11 protein-coding genes are annotated in these 14,554 nt (G+C 69.3%); 8 read left to right on the forward strand and 3 right to left on the reverse strand.

Features of this window, described 5'->3' with window-relative positions; translation table 11 throughout:
* Window positions 1–6: 6 nt before the first annotated feature.
* From AB0A74_RS00390 to AB0A74_RS00400, 3 genes are all read right to left on the reverse strand, one after another.
* Window positions 7–735, reverse strand: coding sequence for a hypothetical protein (locus AB0A74_RS00390; protein ID WP_358246713.1), 729 nt, complete (start codon window positions 733–735; stop codon window positions 7–9).
* Window positions 728–4,027 (reverse strand): glucan 1,4-alpha-glucosidase, encoded by a 3,300-nt coding sequence (locus AB0A74_RS00395; RefSeq protein WP_358246714.1) that lies wholly within the window; start codon window positions 4,025–4,027, stop codon window positions 728–730. Before AB0A74_RS00395 ends, AB0A74_RS00390 begins: the two co-directional genes overlap by 8 nt.
* Before the next feature lie 91 nt (window positions 4,028–4,118).
* Window positions 4,119–5,279: an ROK family transcriptional regulator gene (locus AB0A74_RS00400; RefSeq protein WP_358246715.1), complete on the reverse strand. Its 1,161-nt coding sequence runs from the start codon at window positions 5,277–5,279 to the stop codon at window positions 4,119–4,121.
* A 189-nt stretch (window positions 5,280–5,468) separates the two neighbouring features.
* Between AB0A74_RS00400 and AB0A74_RS00405 the strand changes: the two genes are divergently transcribed.
* The 8 genes from AB0A74_RS00405 (at window position 5,469) to AB0A74_RS00440 (ending at window position 14,460) form a co-directional block, all read left to right on the forward strand.
* Entirely contained in the window at window positions 5,469–6,749 is a 1,281-nt protein-coding gene (locus tag AB0A74_RS00405) for an extracellular solute-binding protein (protein ID WP_358246716.1), read from the forward strand.
* Window positions 6,750–6,773: 24 nt separating this feature from the next.
* Window positions 6,774–7,736 carry a sugar ABC transporter permease gene (locus AB0A74_RS00410; protein WP_358246717.1) on the forward strand — a complete coding sequence of 321 codons (963 nt, stop codon included), beginning with the start codon at window positions 6,774–6,776 and terminating at the stop codon, window positions 7,734–7,736.
* Complete coding sequence (locus AB0A74_RS00415) at window positions 7,723–8,625, forward strand: carbohydrate ABC transporter permease (protein WP_358246718.1); 903 nt, start codon at window positions 7,723–7,725, stop codon at window positions 8,623–8,625. Before AB0A74_RS00410 ends, AB0A74_RS00415 begins: the two co-directional genes overlap by 14 nt.
* A 19-nt stretch (window positions 8,626–8,644) precedes the next feature.
* Window positions 8,645–10,387, forward strand: coding sequence for an alpha-glucosidase (locus tag AB0A74_RS00420; RefSeq protein ID WP_358246719.1), 1,743 nt, complete (start codon window positions 8,645–8,647; stop codon window positions 10,385–10,387).
* A gap of 56 nt (window positions 10,388–10,443) precedes the next feature.
* Entirely contained in the window at window positions 10,444–12,735 is a 2,292-nt protein-coding gene (locus AB0A74_RS00425) for a family 49 glycosyl hydrolase (RefSeq protein WP_358246720.1), read from the forward strand.
* A gap of 121 nt (window positions 12,736–12,856) precedes the next feature.
* Window positions 12,857–13,564 (forward strand): hypothetical protein, encoded by a 708-nt coding sequence (locus tag AB0A74_RS00430; RefSeq protein WP_358246721.1) that lies wholly within the window; start codon window positions 12,857–12,859, stop codon window positions 13,562–13,564.
* Window positions 13,565–13,630: 66 nt separating this feature from the next.
* Window positions 13,631–14,044 (forward strand): hypothetical protein, encoded by a 414-nt coding sequence (locus AB0A74_RS00435; protein WP_358246722.1) that lies wholly within the window; start codon window positions 13,631–13,633, stop codon window positions 14,042–14,044.
* Window positions 14,041–14,460: a DoxX family membrane protein gene (locus tag AB0A74_RS00440; RefSeq protein ID WP_358246723.1), complete on the forward strand. Its 420-nt coding sequence runs from the start codon at window positions 14,041–14,043 to the stop codon at window positions 14,458–14,460. Before AB0A74_RS00435 ends, AB0A74_RS00440 begins: the two co-directional genes overlap by 4 nt.
* The last annotated feature ends 94 nt before the right edge of the window (window positions 14,461–14,554 follow it).

Here is a 14,554-nt window from a genome sequence, read left to right on the forward strand (position 1 = left end):
AAGCTCTTAAGACTTGTGGCCTCGCTTCTTCTTGTGGAATACAACACCGCTGACGTCACGTGTCTGGACAACAACATCCGAAGTGCCGCTCAACAAGTTGCTGGTGAGCTGTGCTCCTCCGAATGCAACGTCTTGCCCATTCTTGCTGACCTCTGCTTCCGGGCGAAGCTGGCCGACCGGTCGAGATTCAACTCGGCCTTCTTTCATTGTCCGTCGTCGTTGCCGGCGCACCCTAAGTGCCTTGCGCCATCCGCTCCGCCAAGGCTGCCACCAGCGCGGCTGATACCACAGGTCCTCCCGGCAAGCGCTCGTAAAATCGTGCATCGCGTTGACGTACAACCTCATTTCGGCATCTGTCAACGCCTCACGGCGAGCAGCGGCAGATTCGAACGAGTCGGCAACTGCCTGGCAGACGATTTCAGCCGCTTCGATTGGCTCCGGGTTTCCCACAAGCCGGAGCTCGTGGAGGGCCTGGGCAAACTCGGTCATTGCTCTGAGCAGAGCGTCCATATAGGGCTTCCGCTCATCGAACTCAAGCTTCATGAGCTCAGGCGAGACCCGACTGTCGCGAATCTGGATGACATAGGCCACCACTGCTTCTTGGAAGCGCGTGTACACGTGTCGCCGCTCTTCACGTCCTCCGACGCGTTGCTGGCCATTGGGGCGATAGCGGCTGGCTATAACGGCCGAGCCGATCTTTGCAGCGGTGGCAGCCAAACTCAGCGGATCACTCATGCACCAAGTACAGCAAGGCTCGGTGCTGCTCTGGCGGTACCTCAACCAACAGGCGGGGCCTCACCACCCGGTTGGAGCAGCAGGCGGTCGCCGTGCCGTCGCCCTGCAGAGCGATTGCGGCAGAGGCATCTGGTCCAGGCAAAGTCACGAAGGGCAGCACGACCGGGGTGGTCGTGGTCCAGTCGAGGACGGTGGACTGGTTGGCGTCGCCGGTGATGACGTCGATGGTGTTGGGGTCGCGGGTGTCGGTGTCGCGGCTGGGTTGGTCGAAGCTCTGCTCGCCCGCGCCGCCGCCGAAGCGGAATTGTTTGGTCCACGGGAATCCGTTGTCCCAGTGGGCCTTGCTGTAGACGGGGCGCACCAGGCCGATGCCCTCGCCGGGTTCGGCGTTGGAGTAGATCGACACCTGGTAGCCGGCGGTGGCGATGTCGAGTCCGAGCGCGGAGGCGGGCACGGTGACCACGATGTCGTGGGTGGCGGGCACCACCCGCAGTTCGGCTGCGGAGACCTTGGTCAGGGCCGGGTCGTAGACGCCGAGTGACAGTGGTTGGTCGGCGTAGCGTCCGTCCGCCACGACCGCGCGCTGCCACGTGCCGTCGGTGGCGGTGTTGGTGCCGGGCAGGCCGGGGGAGCTGCTTGTGCCGGAAGCCGGGTCGCGCAGCAGGATGTTGACCCGCTGCACGCTCATGCCGTTACCGCCCCACGGGTTGGTGATCGCGCCGGCCACGCGGGTGACGAACCGGACCCGGTCGCCGTCGCGGAACACGTCGAACCTGGTGAGGTCGAAGCTGTTCGGGCTGAACGCGCTGTTGGTCGGGTAGACGTAGGTGCCGGGTCCGTGGTCGTCGCCGACGGGGTCGGTGAGGCCGCCGACGCGTTCGCCGTAGGACAGCACGGTGCGCCGTTCGTACGCGGTGGCGCTGGCACCGACTGCGGCGACGCTGATGGTGTTGTCGATGCCGGTCAGTTCCACCTCGGTGCTGAACCGGCCACCGTCGGCCGCCACGCGCTTCTTCACCGGGCCGACGGCCACGACGACGCTGGAGGCGTCGGTGGTGCCGTGGACGCGGACGGTGCGGCCGGTGGCGGTGGACAGGTCCTCGGGGCCGTCGAGGGTCAGTGCGGCGGTGGCGACGGGGCCGGTGCGGTAGCGGTCGGCCACGACGGCGGGCGTCTCGACGGGCCGGCCCGCGGCGATGCCCTGCGCCAGCCGGACGTACTGCGCCATCGCCCACGCCAGTGGCGCGGCCGAGCCGGTGCCCTTGCCGAACACGTGCCCGTGCCGGGTGGGGTCGGGCTGGTCCCACACCTGCTCGGGGATCATCCGGCCGCTGTTCGCGGTCGCGGCCATCGTGCGCAGGTACGGCAGCGCGTCGCGGCCACCCGCCAGCTCGTACTCGCCGCGCTCACCGGACAGCAGCGGCCACGGGCGGCCGATGCCGACCCCGGTCCACGGCGCGCCGTCGGCGGTCTCGCCGTAGCCGTCGTGGGTGTAGCGCTTCCACAGCTCACCGCTGGGGGTGCTCACCTTGATCGAGGCGTCCACCTCGGGCAGCGACCCGGCGACGGCCGGGTCGTCGGGCGCTTTGACGCCGAGTCGCACCAGTTCCAGGAACCCGGCGTCGACCAACGCGTTCTCCGGGTGCACCCCGGCGCCGTTGGCCCAGTTGCGGGTGGCGCCGTCGTCGGGATTGCCGCTGCCGGAGATGCGGATGTAGTACTCGCCGTCGCCGAGCGGGCCGGTGGTGGTGACCATCCACCGCTCGGCTTGGCGCTGCCAGGAGTCGGCGGTGGCCCGGTACAAGGCCGCACCGTCGGGGTCGCCGGCGCGGTCGGCGATGTCGGCGGCGGCGGTGAGCGCGGCGATCTGGGCGGCCAGGGTGGACGGCGAGTAGCCGCCGGTCTCCTCCCACCGCTCCTGCGGCGTCCGGGGACCGGCTTGGACGAGGTAGTCGGCGGCCTTGGCGACGTGGTCGCGGTAGAACGCGGCGTCGAACCGCTTGGTCTGCCAGGCCAGCAGGATCGGGAACGCGGTCTCGTCGAGCTGGACGTTGGTCTGGTCGGGGGTGCCGTCGACCTTGGAGTTCTGCGGGAAGCTGCCGTCGGGGCGTTGCTGGCGGGTGAACAGCCAGTCCACGGCCCGCCGGGCGGCGGCGGTGTCACCGGCGGCGAGCAGGGCGGACACCTGGTGGTACAGGTCCCGCGCCCACACGAAGTGGTAGCCGGTGCCGCCGCCGGACGCCCCGTCGGCGGGAACGGCCTGGCCCCACGGGATGGTCAGCGACGCGGAGAACGCGCCGGGGTGGGTCTTGTCCTCGTGCGCCTTGACCGCCATGACCGAGGCCCAGTACTGGTCGAGCAGGTCGCCGCTCAACTGCTTGGGCGCGGCTTTGAGCGAGGCGGTGTAGAGGTGCCAGCCCAGCTGGTACCAGCGCTTGGTGACCTCGAACGGCCGGTGCAGGCCGGCCCGTGCGGCGGTCAGCGCGGCTTGTTCGTCGGCGGCGAAGCCGATCGCGAGGGTGGTGCGGGCACCGCTGCGGCCGGTGGGCAGTTGGGCGACCTGGGCGATGTTGCCCGGACCGGCCTTGGGGTGGCGGGCGGTGAGCGTGAAGTTCGCGGCGAGGTCGGCCAGGCCGTCGCTGGTGCCGGCGTAGCCGGTGGAGGTCGCGGTGAAGCCGGTGCCGGAGACCAGGGCGGCGGCCACGGGCCGGTCGGGCAGGTGGGTGTCGACGGAGGTCAGCGCGTCCCGGGTCGCGCGGCCGGTGTCGTTGCCGGAGTCGCCGGCGAGTTGGGGGTCGAACAGCACGTACAGCCGCAGGTCCGTGCCCTTGTGGGAGCGGAAGTCGACGTCGACGAGCACGGTCGCGCTCGCGGGGTCGGTGATGTACGTCTTGGTGAGCGTCCAGCGCCCGGCGGCGTCGGTGGCGGTCTGCCGGTAGGTCAGCGACCGCTGGTCGACCAGTGCGGTGGTGCGCGTGGTGCTCTCGGTCTCCCGCTGCGCGAAGGACTTCCCGTCGGTGACGACGAACTCCAGGGAGCGGGAGTTGGGGGTGTCGGCGCTGGGGTAGTAGATCTCGCTGAGCGTGCCGTCGGTGAGGGTGTACCAGACCTTCGAGCCGGTGGTGGTGGACGTGCCGATGCCGTCCTTGTCCCCGGTGGTCCAGGTGGCCGCCGCGCCGGGCGCGCCCGGCGGTTCGGACTGGGCCGCGGGTTGGGCGGCGGCGGGGTGGGCGGACAGCAGGCAGGCCGCGGCGGCGAGCGCGATCGCCGCGCGTGGTCCGGGTGGTCGCATGAGTGCTCCTCGTTGAGCGGGCCTCGGCGGAGGCGGGCGTGCGCCATCGCCACGGCGGTGCGCGCCGTGGGGGGATCGGGATCGGGTGTGGTCAGCCGGCCCGCAGGGGCAGGACGGCCAGGACGGTGCGCTGGATCGCCACGGCGGCGGCGCCGCGGGCCCAGAGCGTGGGGTCGTCGTTGATGAACCGCAGGTCGATCGGCGACGCCTCGGCGTGCCGGGACTGGGCGATGGTCGCCCGCACCCGCGCCTCGGCGACCTGGGCCAGGCGGATGCCCTCGCCGGTGAGGATGATCCGTTCGGGCTGTGCGATGTTGGCGACGGCCGCGATCAGCGTGCCGAACGCGTGGGCGGCTCGGCCGACGATCTGGTCGGCGACGGCGTTGCCCGCCTCGGCGAGGTCGAGCACCTCGTCGTAGGTGACGGGCCGGCCCAGCGTGAGGGCGGCCTGCGACTGGATGCCGTCGGTGGTGAGCAGCGCTTTCACGCAGCCGCGGTGGCCTTCGGGGCAGATCGGGCCGAAGGGGTCGACGGGGAAGTGGCCGAGCAGGCCCAGCCCGGAGTCCGGGCCGCCCACCAGGCGGTCGTGGATGACCAGGCCGCCGCCGACGCCCGCGCCGATGGTGAGCACGGCGAAGCTGTCCACGTCCCGGCCGTCGCCGAACCAGTGCTCGGCCTCCAGCAGCGCGTCGAGGTCGTTGGACACCACGGTCGGCCTGCCGGTGGCGCGCGAGACCGCCGCGCTCAGGTCCACGTCCTTCCAGTGCAGGAACACGGCGCGCTGGACGCGGGCGAACTCGTGGACCACGCCGCCGATGCCGATGCCGACGGCGGCGACCGGTCGCGCGGGGTCGTCCAGTGACGCGACCAGCTCGGCGATCCGGGCCACGACCGACTCGACGTCCTGGTCGGCGATCTCGACGGAGGCGTGGTCGAGGATGTCCGCGCGCAGGTTGGTCAGCACGGCATAGGCGCGGAACCCGGCGAGTTTGATGCCGATGAACCGCTGCACGTCCGGGTCGACGTCCAGCGGCTGCAACGGCCGGCCGCCGCCGCGCAGGTTCGGCGTGTCCACCTCGCGCAGCAGGCCCGCGTCCATCAGCGGCTTGGTCAGCCGGGTCAGGCTCGCCGTCGACAGGCCCAGCCGGTCCGCCAGCTCCGACCGGGCCAGCGGGCCGTGCAGGAGCACCTCCAGCGTCACGCGGCGGGCGGAGGGCAGCAGGGGTGCCCAGGGTGAGGCGGCGTCGAGCACCGTGCGCTCCTCGTCGAGGTAGGGGTGGTGAGCCGCAATAGTACCGCCGCGAAACTACCTGACAAGACCTCCTGCGTGACGAAAACGTGACTAGCTGCGGGTTGACGGGTTACAGTGGCGTCACCCTTAATGTTGCGACAAAGAAAACCCCGGTAGGCGACGCCGCCGTCGCGACTCTGGAGGACCGACATGCGCAAACACCCCCTACGGCTGGTCACCGCGGTGGCCGCCGCCTTGGCGCTGGTGATGACCGGGTGTTCGAGCGGAGGTGACTCCGGTGACCCCGACACGCTCAAGGTGTGGTGGTGGGAGTCCGACGACAGCGCGCTGTCGGCCGCCTGGAAGCACGCGATCTCGATCTTCGAGAAGGAGCACCCCGGCGTCACGGTCAAGCAGGAGCTCAAGACCTACGAGCAGATGCAGCAGTCCGGTCAGCTCATCCTCGACTCCGACGACACCCCCGACGTGCTGGAGTACCTCAAGGGCAACGCCACCGCCGGCGTCGTGGCCAAGGCGGGCCTGCTCACCGACCTGACCGAGGTGGCCAAGAGCCGGGGCTGGAAGGTGGACAACACCGCCCAGCAGGTCGGCCTGTACGACGACAAGGGCCTGATGGGCTCGGGCAAGCGGTACGGGGTCACGAACTACGGCGAGTACGTCGGCGTCTGGTACAACCAGGACCTTTTCACCCAGCACAACGTGCCGGTGCCGACCACCCTGGCCGAGTTCGAGAACGCGCTGAAGACCTTCGCCGACAAGGGCGTCACGCCGTTGGCGCTCGGCTCGGCCGACTACCCCGGCCCGCACCTGTTGTACTCGCTGGCGCTCGCGCACATGGACCAGAAGTCGCTGGCCGCCTACCAGCGGTTCGAGGGCCAGGCGGACTGGTCGGCGTGGGAGAAGGCCGCCACCACCATGCGCCAGTGGGTGGAGCGCAAGTACATCAGCACCGACTCCACCGGCATCCCCGCCCAGGACGCGGGCAACGCGTTCATCGCGGGCCAGTACCCGATGTTCGTCTCCGGCACCTGGTGGGGCGGGCAGATCGCCGAGCAGCCGACGTTCAAGACCGGTCAGTTCCTGTTCCCCGGCAACAAGCTGCACCCCGGCTCCGGCGGCAACCTGTGGGTCGTGCCCGCGAAGGCCAAGAACAAGGACCTCGCCTACGACTTCATCCAGATCACCCAGCGGCCCGAGGTGCAGAACCTCCTGGCCGACAAGGGCGGCGTGCCGGTCGCGGCCGAGCCCGGCGCGGCCAGCTCCGCGATGGGCCTGCTGGTGGGGGAGCGGTTCACCGAGCTGCTCGCCGGCGACAACGGCGGCCTGGCCTGGTACCCCGACTGGCCGGTGGCCGGGCTGAACGACGTGCTGCTGGCCAACACCACGAACCTCGTCGGCGGTGACGCGAGCCCGCAACAGGTGGTGGAGGCGATCAAGGCCGCCTACGACGCCGGCAAGCCGTCCGCCTGACCGGCCTCGGCCGAAAGGATCGCCATGTCCTCGATCACCACAGCCACGCGCGCCGCCGCGCCTCGCCGGGCGCGCAAGGGCACGACCGAACGCAGGGCCGGCTACTGGTGGTACATCCTGCCCGGCGCGATCGGGTTCCTCGCCGTCGTCGCCGTGCCGTTCGGGATGAACCTCTGGTACAGCCTCACGTCCTTCCGGGGCGTCGGCGACCCGGTGTTCATCGGGCTGGAGAACTACCAACGGCTGTTGGGCGACCCGCTGTTCTGGGCGTCGTTCCGGCACAGCGTGGCGTTCATCGTGGCCATGGCGATCCTCCCGACCGCCATCGGGGTGGTGGTCGCGGCCGTGCTGTTCAACTTCATCTCGCCGAAGTTCGGGTCGAAGGTGGCGAGCTTCCTGCGCGCCACCTACTACCTGCCGCAGATCCTGCCGATCGCGGTCGCGGGCGTGCTGTGGAAGTGGATGTACCAACCGCAGTACGGGATCATCAACACCACCCTGCGCGACGTCGGGCTCGGCGGCCTGGCGCAGAACTGGCTCGGCGACTCCGACCTGGCCATTTACGCGGTGATGAACGTGTTGGTGTGGCTCCAGATCGGCTACACCGTGGTGGTGTTCATGGCCGGGCTGTCCCGGGTGGACCCGGCGTTGTACGAGGCCGCCGAACTCGACGGCGCGAGCTGGTTCCAGCAGTTCCGCACCATCACGCTCAACCAGTTGCGCCCGGAGATCGCGGTCGTGCTGATCACCACCTCGGTGGCCGCGCTGAAGGTGTTCGCGCCGATCTTCGTGCTCACCCGCGGCGGGCCGGGCACCAGCACGATCGTGCCCGCCTACTTCTCCTTCTCCAACTTCTTCACCACCACCAAGGTCGGCTACGGCGCCGCGGTGGCTTCCGTGCTGGCGCTGATGATCTCGGTCGTCGCGGTCGCGCTGCTGCGCTACCAGACCCGCAACTCCGAAGGGTTCGAAGATGGCCGTGGATAGCCTGGAGAAGCCGGCCGTGGTCCAGCCAACGCCTCCCGCGCCCACCGTGCGCAAGGTCAAGCGCCGCAAGCGCGGCGTCAGCGGCTGGGTGGTGCTCGCCCTGGTCGCCGGTGTCGGCCTGCTGATGCTGTTCCCGTTCTGGATCGCGGTCATCAACGCGTTCAAGCCCGCGCCGGACTACATCGCCAACGGACCGGTGTCGCTGCCCACCGGATTGGACTTCTCCGCCCTGGTGGACTTCTGGGGCGGCGTGGACTTCAACCGCAAGCTGCTCAACAGCGTGGTGATCAGCGGCAGCGTGGCCCTGATCGCGGTGGCGCTGAGCCTGCTGTCGGCGTTCGCCATCGGCATCGGGCGCATCCGCGGCCGGGTGTGGATCCTCGCGCTGTTCATGCTCGCGTTCACCATCCCGCAGGAAGCGCTGGTGTACCCGCTGTTCGTGCTCACCCGCGACCTCGGGCTCTACGACACCATGACCGGCGTCGTCGTCATCCTGGCCGTGCTGCAGAGCGCGTTCGGCACCTACATGCTGTCCTCGGTGCTGGGCACGTTCCCGCCGGAGGTGCTGGAGGCCGCCCGGCTGGACGGCGCCTCCCGGTTCCAGGTGCTGCGGCACGTCGTCCTGCCGCTGACCAGGCCGACGATGGCCGTGCTGATGACGTTCTTCTTCATCTGGACCTGGAACGACTTCTTCCTGCCCCTGGTGCTGCTGCCCTCGGCGGACAACCAGACCGTGTCGGTGGCGCTGGGCGCGTTGAGCGGCCAGTACACCAGCGATCCCACGGCGCTGGCCGCGGCGTCGCTGGCGGGCATCCTGCCGGCATTGGTGTTCTTCCTGCTCTTCCAACGCACGCTCATGCGCGGCGTGAACCTCGGCGCGGTCAAATAACTCCCCACGAAGGACATCCATGACTCTCGACCAGACGGTCGCCCCCACCCTGGACGCGGCCCCCTGGTGGACCTCGGCCGTGGTCTACCAGGTCTACCCGCGCAGCTTCGCCGACTCCGACGGCGACGGCGTCGGCGACCTGCCCGGCCTGATCGGCAGGCTGGACCACCTGGAACGGCTCGGCGTCGACGTGATCTGGCTGTCTCCCGTCTACGCCTCGCCGCACGCCGACAACGGTTACGACATCTCCGACTACCGGGCCATCGACCCCGCGTTCGGCACGCTGGCCGACTTCGACCGCCTGCTGTCCGAGGTGCACGCCCGCGGCATGAAGCTGATCATGGACCTGGTGGTGAACCACACCTCCGACGAGCACCCGTGGTTCGTGGAGTCCCGGTCGTCCAGGGACAACCCGAAGCGCGACTGGTACTGGTGGCGACCGCCGCGCGAGGGGTTCGTGGCCGGGCAGCCCGGCGCGGAGCCGACCAACTGGGAGTCGTTCTTCTCCGGCCCGACCTGGACCCAGGACGAGCCGACCGGCGAGTACTACCTGCACCTGTTCGCGCCCAAGCAGCCGGACCTGAACTGGGAGAACCCCGAGGTCCGCCACGCCGTGTACGAGATGATGCGCTGGTGGCTGGACCGGGGCGTGGACGGCTTCCGGATGGACGTCATCAACCTGATCTCCAAGGACCCGGCCCTGCCCGACGGCGCCACCACCGGGACCGGCGGTCTCGGTGACGGGTTCCCGCACTACGGCACCGGGCCGCGCATCCACGAGTTCCTCCGGGAGATGCACCGCGAGGTGTTCGAGGGCCGGTCGGGCCGGCTGCTGACCGTGGGGGAGATGCCGGGCGTCACCTGGGAGGACGCCCGGCTCTTCACCGACCCGGCGCGGCGCGAGCTGGACATGGTGTTCCAGTTCGAGCACGTCTCCCTCGACCACGGCCCCGGCGGCAAGTTCGACCCGAAACCCTTGGACTTGCGCGACCTCAAGGCCTCGCTGGGCCGGTGGCAGACCGGACTGGGGGATGTCGGCTGGAACAGCCTGTACTGGAACAACCACGACCAGCCCCGTGTCGTCTCCCGCTTCGGCGACGACGGCGCGTTCTGGCGTGAGTCGGCCACGGCGTTGGCCACCGTCCTGCACCTGCACCGCGGCACCCCGTACGTCTACCAGGGCGAAGAGTTGGGCATGACCAACGCGCCGTTCGCCGACGTGCACGAGCTGCGCGACGTCGAATCGCTCAACCACTACCGCGAGGCCGTCGCCGCCGGGGCCGACCCGGAAGCAGTGCTGCGCGGCCTGCGCGCGATGGGCCGCGACAACGCCCGCACCCCCGTGCAGTGGGACGCGACGCCCAACGCCGGGTTCACCACCGGCCGGCCGTGGCTCCCGGTCAACCCCAACCACACCTGGCTCAACGCCCAGGCCCAGTACGACGACCCGAAGTCCGTCTTCAACCACTACCGACGGCTCATCGAACTGCGCCACGCGCTGCCCGTGATCGCCCGCGGCGACTTCCGGATGCTCCTGGCCGACGAGCCGTACCTCTACGCCTACGAACGAGCCCTCGGCGAGGATCGGGTGCTCGTCGTGGCCAACCTGAGCGGGACACCGCAAACCGCCACCCTGGACGGCGAATGGTCCACCACCGACCTACTGCTGTCCAACACGGACGAGCCGTCCGTTGTGAACGGCCGGATCGCGATGGAGCCGTGGTCGGCCCACGTCTTCATGCGATCGATCCACAGCAAGTAGCACCACGCGCACGAGCATCAGCACGCCCTTCCCAATGATGAGAAGAGGACCCTGCCATGCCCGCAGCAAGAACGTCTCGGCCGGCGGCACTCGTCGCCGGCCTGGCGCTCGCCCTGGTCGGCGCCCTCGCGCCCGCCTGGGTGGGCGCGCCACCGGCCCAGGCCGCCGTCTCCACCGCCGACAGCGACCAGCTCAAGACGTGGTGGCACGACAACCACGAGTTCAACACCAGCAGCCCGGTGGCGAGCGACAAGGTCAGGCGCTCGTCGTTCTACGACGTCCAGGTCGCCACCGCCGCCGCGCCGGCCACCAGGTACGACTCGTTCACGTACATGAGCATCCCGCGCAGCGGCAAGGGGAAGATCGGTTACACCAAGGAGGACGGCGCGGAGTTCTCCTCCTCGGCGAACCTGACGATGAGCTGGTCGTCCTTCCAGTACAGCACCGACGTGTGGGTCGATGTGTCCCTGCGCACCGGCCAGAGCATCTCCTCGACCGACCAGGTCAAGATCAAGCCCAGCGGGCTGGACTTCGCCAAGCAGCTCGTCGACGGCGACACCGTCCGCATCAAGGTCCCCTACAACGCGGCGGGCCACCGCTTCTCCGTCGAGTTCGACCCGCAGCTCTACACGGCGTACAACGACATGTCCGGCCCGGCCGGTGACGCCGGCAAGCTCACCACCTCCCCGGGCAACGGCAACCGCGCCATCCACACCGAGCCCCGCAACTCCATGATGGTCTTCGCCGAACCGACGCCCTCGGGCGCCGAGCGGGACCGGCTGGTCCCCACCTCGGCCTCGGGCAGCACCTACTACCCGCCGCAGGGGCAGGTCACCAACCTGAACACGATCAGCGAGGAGATCGTGTACTTCCGGCCCGGCACCTACTACATGACCTCGAAGTACCACGCGCTGCTGCCCAAGCAGGTCAAGTGGGTCTACCTCGCCCCCGGCGCGTACGTGAAGGGCGCGATCCGCTTCCCCGACAACAGCCAGGGCCTCTACAAGGTGACCGGCTACGGCGTGCTCTCCGGCGAGCAGTACGTCTACGAGGCCGACACCGCCAACAACTACGACCACCTCTCCGGCGCGTCGAACTGCCACTCCACCTGTGTGAAGATGCTCCAGTTCGCCTCGGCCCACGGTCGGCAGCAACACCTGGACCTGCAGGGCGTGACCGTCAACGAGCCGCCGTACCACTCGTTCGTCGTCTACGGCGACGAGCAGACCTTCAGCATGCGGGTCGAGAACTACAAGCAGGTCGGCTCCTGGTACTGGCAGACCGACGGCATCGAGCTGTACCGCGGCAGCACCATGAAGAACACGTTCTTCAACGCCAACGACGACGTGTTGAAGATGTACCACAGCGACGTCACCATCGATAACACCGTCATCTGGAAGAACGAGAACGGCCCCGTCATCCAGTGGGGGTGGACCCCGCGCAACATCGACAACGTGCGGGTCACCAACACCCATGTCATCCACAACCGGATGTACTGGAAGGACGTCAAGTACAACACCTGCATCCTCAACTCTTCCTCGCACTGGGAGAACATGGGTTCGACCACGACGGCGAACCCCAGCTCGTGGGTGAGGAACATGACCTTCGAGAACATCACCGTCGAGGGCATGACCAACTGCGCGATCCGCGTCTTCGCCCTGTCCAGCACCGAGAACATCCACGTCAAGAACCTCAGGATCGACGCATGGAGCCACCTGGACCCGTCATCCCAGGTGAGCCTCCTCAAGCGGTACAGCAACAGCAGCGGGCAGAAGGTGGTGTTGGGCAACGAGACCCGGGACAGCCGCGGCCTGAAGCTGGAGAACTACACCGTCGGGGGCACCGTCATCGACAAGGCGGGCACCAACTGGGCCGCGGACCAGCTCGGTCGGCTCGGCTTCGACGCCGAGACGTGGGACAACTGGAACGCCTGGGGCCCCGGCGGCACCAACCCGGACCCGGTCACCGGCGGCCGGATCGTCAACGGGGCGACCGCCAAGTGCGTCGACCGCGCGGGCGGCGGCACGGCGAACGGAACCGCGATCCAGCAGTGGGCGTGCGCCACCGTGCCCTCCATGACGTGGACGCTGGAGGGCCAGCAGCTCAAGTCCGGCGGCAAGTGCATCGACGTCGAGAGCGGCGCCACGGCCAACGGCACCAAGGCCCACCTGTGGGACTGCGGCCCGTGGGACAGCCAGAAGTGGGCGTTCCAGTCGAACGGCACCCTGAAGAACCTCAAGTCCAACCGCTGCCTTGACATCGAAGGCCAGAGCACCGCCGACGGCGCCCGCCTGCACCTGTGGGACTGCGGCACCTGGAACAGCCAGAAGTGGACTCTGACCAGCTGACCACCGCCAAACGTCGGCACGAAGTCCGTCTCACCCGTCCGAAGACGCCGCCGCCACGGTGTTCCAGCCCCCGGTGGGCCTTTTCCCCGGGAGCTTCCTTCCGATCCTACGGAGGCACACCATGAAGAAGTCGGCCAAGTTGACGTGCTCCGCGACCGGAGTCGCCGGTCTCGCGCTGTCCGCGGCGTTCGTCGTGTCCTCGCTGCCCGCGAGCGCGAACGTCGTCGCGGTCACGTCCCCCGTGAGCGCGGGACCGGCGGCCCACGGCCAGCAGTACCCGGACGGCCCGTCGTCGGTGGACGGCTCGCCCCTGGAGCGGTGCCGGCGTGGCACGGACTACACCGTGCCCAGCCGCAACCCGGTCCTGGACGAGCCGCTGAACACCGGCTTCAAGAGCAACGTCGGCCTGTCGGTCAAGGTGCAGCTCGAAGGCGGCACCTTCTACGGCAACCGCAAGCTGATCTTCACCAACACCAGCAGTGCGCCTGTGCACACCGACTGCCTGGTGCTGAAATTCCGGGCGCCCTCGGGCTCGGTGGACCACCACTACCGGGCGTCGGTCCAGTACGGGCACCCGCAGCAGGACTACGTCGAGGTCCCGCGCGGCAACGGCGAGTCGCACTACATCATCCGGTTCGGGTTCCACGACGTGCCGCTGGCCGACCGCACCGTCCCGGTCGGGCAGACGTGGACCTACGAGCTGGCGGGCTCCAACCAGGGCTCGATGAGCCTGGAGGCCACGCGTGACTCCGTCGAGGTCCTGGCGGACATGAACGTCGGTGGCAACCACTGGATCTCCCAGTACGGCACCAAGCGCCTGGGCAACTGACGCCAGGTGGGGTGGCGGTCCCGCGACGACGCGGGGCCGCTGCCCGGCCTTCCCGGGAGGACATCCATGAGAACCCTTGCCTGCCTCGCCGTGACCGTCGTGCTCGCCGCCGGCTGCTCATCCGGCGAACCCGACCACTCGCACCACCAGCACCATCCCATGACGGCGGAGGACGCCGCGCGGCTGCGCGGGGTCGCCACCACCTACCTCGGCCTGCTCTCGGGCGGTGACCCGACCGCGGCCTGGGACATGTGGACCACCGACGCGCAGCGACGCGACCCGCGGGAGGCGTTCGTCGACCGGCTCGCGCACTGCGCGCCCGGGGTCCCCTACGAAGTGCTCGGCGTCGTCACCGACGGGCCGGACCTCGCGCGGGTCGCCTGGCGACACGGCGAGCGCACCGGCGAGCACCTGCTGCGCCTGCACGACGGCCAGTGGCGCGTCGAACCCGCCGACACCACCACGTGCGGTGCACCGTGACCACCCGTGCGGTGACCCTGCTGCGCGGCTCGCTCGGCCTGGTGTTCGTGTGGTTCGGCGCCCTCAAGGTCGCCGACGTGACACCGGTCGCCGACCTGGTCGCCCGCACCGTGCCGTGGCTGGACCGCCACTTGTTGCTGGTCTCACTCGGCGCCGCGGAGGTGGTGCTCGGCGTGGCGCTGTGGCTCGGCCGCCGGCTGCGCTGGGTCGCGGCGCTGGCGCTGGCGCACCTGCTGGGGACGTTCCTGGTGCTGGTGGTCCAGCCACAGGCGGCGTTCCAGGCGGGCAACCCGCTGCTGCTCACCACCGAGGGCGAGTTCGTCGTGAAGAACCTCGTGCTGATCACGGCGTGCCTGGTGCTCATGTCCGCGGGTCAGCCACAACAGTCCGAAGACTTGATCGGCGCAAGGAAATAGACCACAACGAGGTGGCACATGCGATCCGTACGACGCAGAGTGGCGAGCGTACTGGTGTTGGAGGTACTGATCGCCGGCGTGCCGGGGACCGGTT

The sequence above is a fragment of the Saccharothrix sp. NPDC042600 genome, from assembly GCF_040647305.1.
Lineage (GTDB): Bacteria > Actinomycetota > Actinomycetes > Mycobacteriales > Pseudonocardiaceae > Actinosynnema > Actinosynnema mutabilis.

Bases quoted from the DNA above. Each gene is read 5' to 3' on its own strand.
- AB0A74_RS00390 (WP_358246713.1), bottom strand. From the start codon at position 735: ATGAGTGATCCGCTGAGTTTGGCTGCCACCGCTGCAAAGATCGGCTCG.
- AB0A74_RS00395 (WP_358246714.1), bottom strand. From the start codon at position 4,027: ATGCGACCACCCGGACCACGCGCGGCGATCGCGCTCGCCGCCGCGGCC.
- AB0A74_RS00405 (WP_358246716.1), top strand. From the start codon at position 5,469: ATGCGCAAACACCCCCTACGGCTGGTCACCGCGGTGGCCGCCGCCTTG.
- AB0A74_RS00410 (WP_358246717.1), top strand. From the start codon at position 6,774: ATGTCCTCGATCACCACAGCCACGCGCGCCGCCGCGCCTCGCCGGGCG.
- AB0A74_RS00415 (WP_358246718.1), top strand. From the start codon at position 7,723: ATGGCCGTGGATAGCCTGGAGAAGCCGGCCGTGGTCCAGCCAACGCCT.
- AB0A74_RS00420 (WP_358246719.1), top strand. From the start codon at position 8,645: ATGACTCTCGACCAGACGGTCGCCCCCACCCTGGACGCGGCCCCCTGG.
- AB0A74_RS00425 (WP_358246720.1), top strand. From the start codon at position 10,444: ATGCCCGCAGCAAGAACGTCTCGGCCGGCGGCACTCGTCGCCGGCCTG.
- AB0A74_RS00430 (WP_358246721.1), top strand. From the start codon at position 12,857: ATGAAGAAGTCGGCCAAGTTGACGTGCTCCGCGACCGGAGTCGCCGGT.
- AB0A74_RS00435 (WP_358246722.1), top strand. From the start codon at position 13,631: ATGAGAACCCTTGCCTGCCTCGCCGTGACCGTCGTGCTCGCCGCCGGC.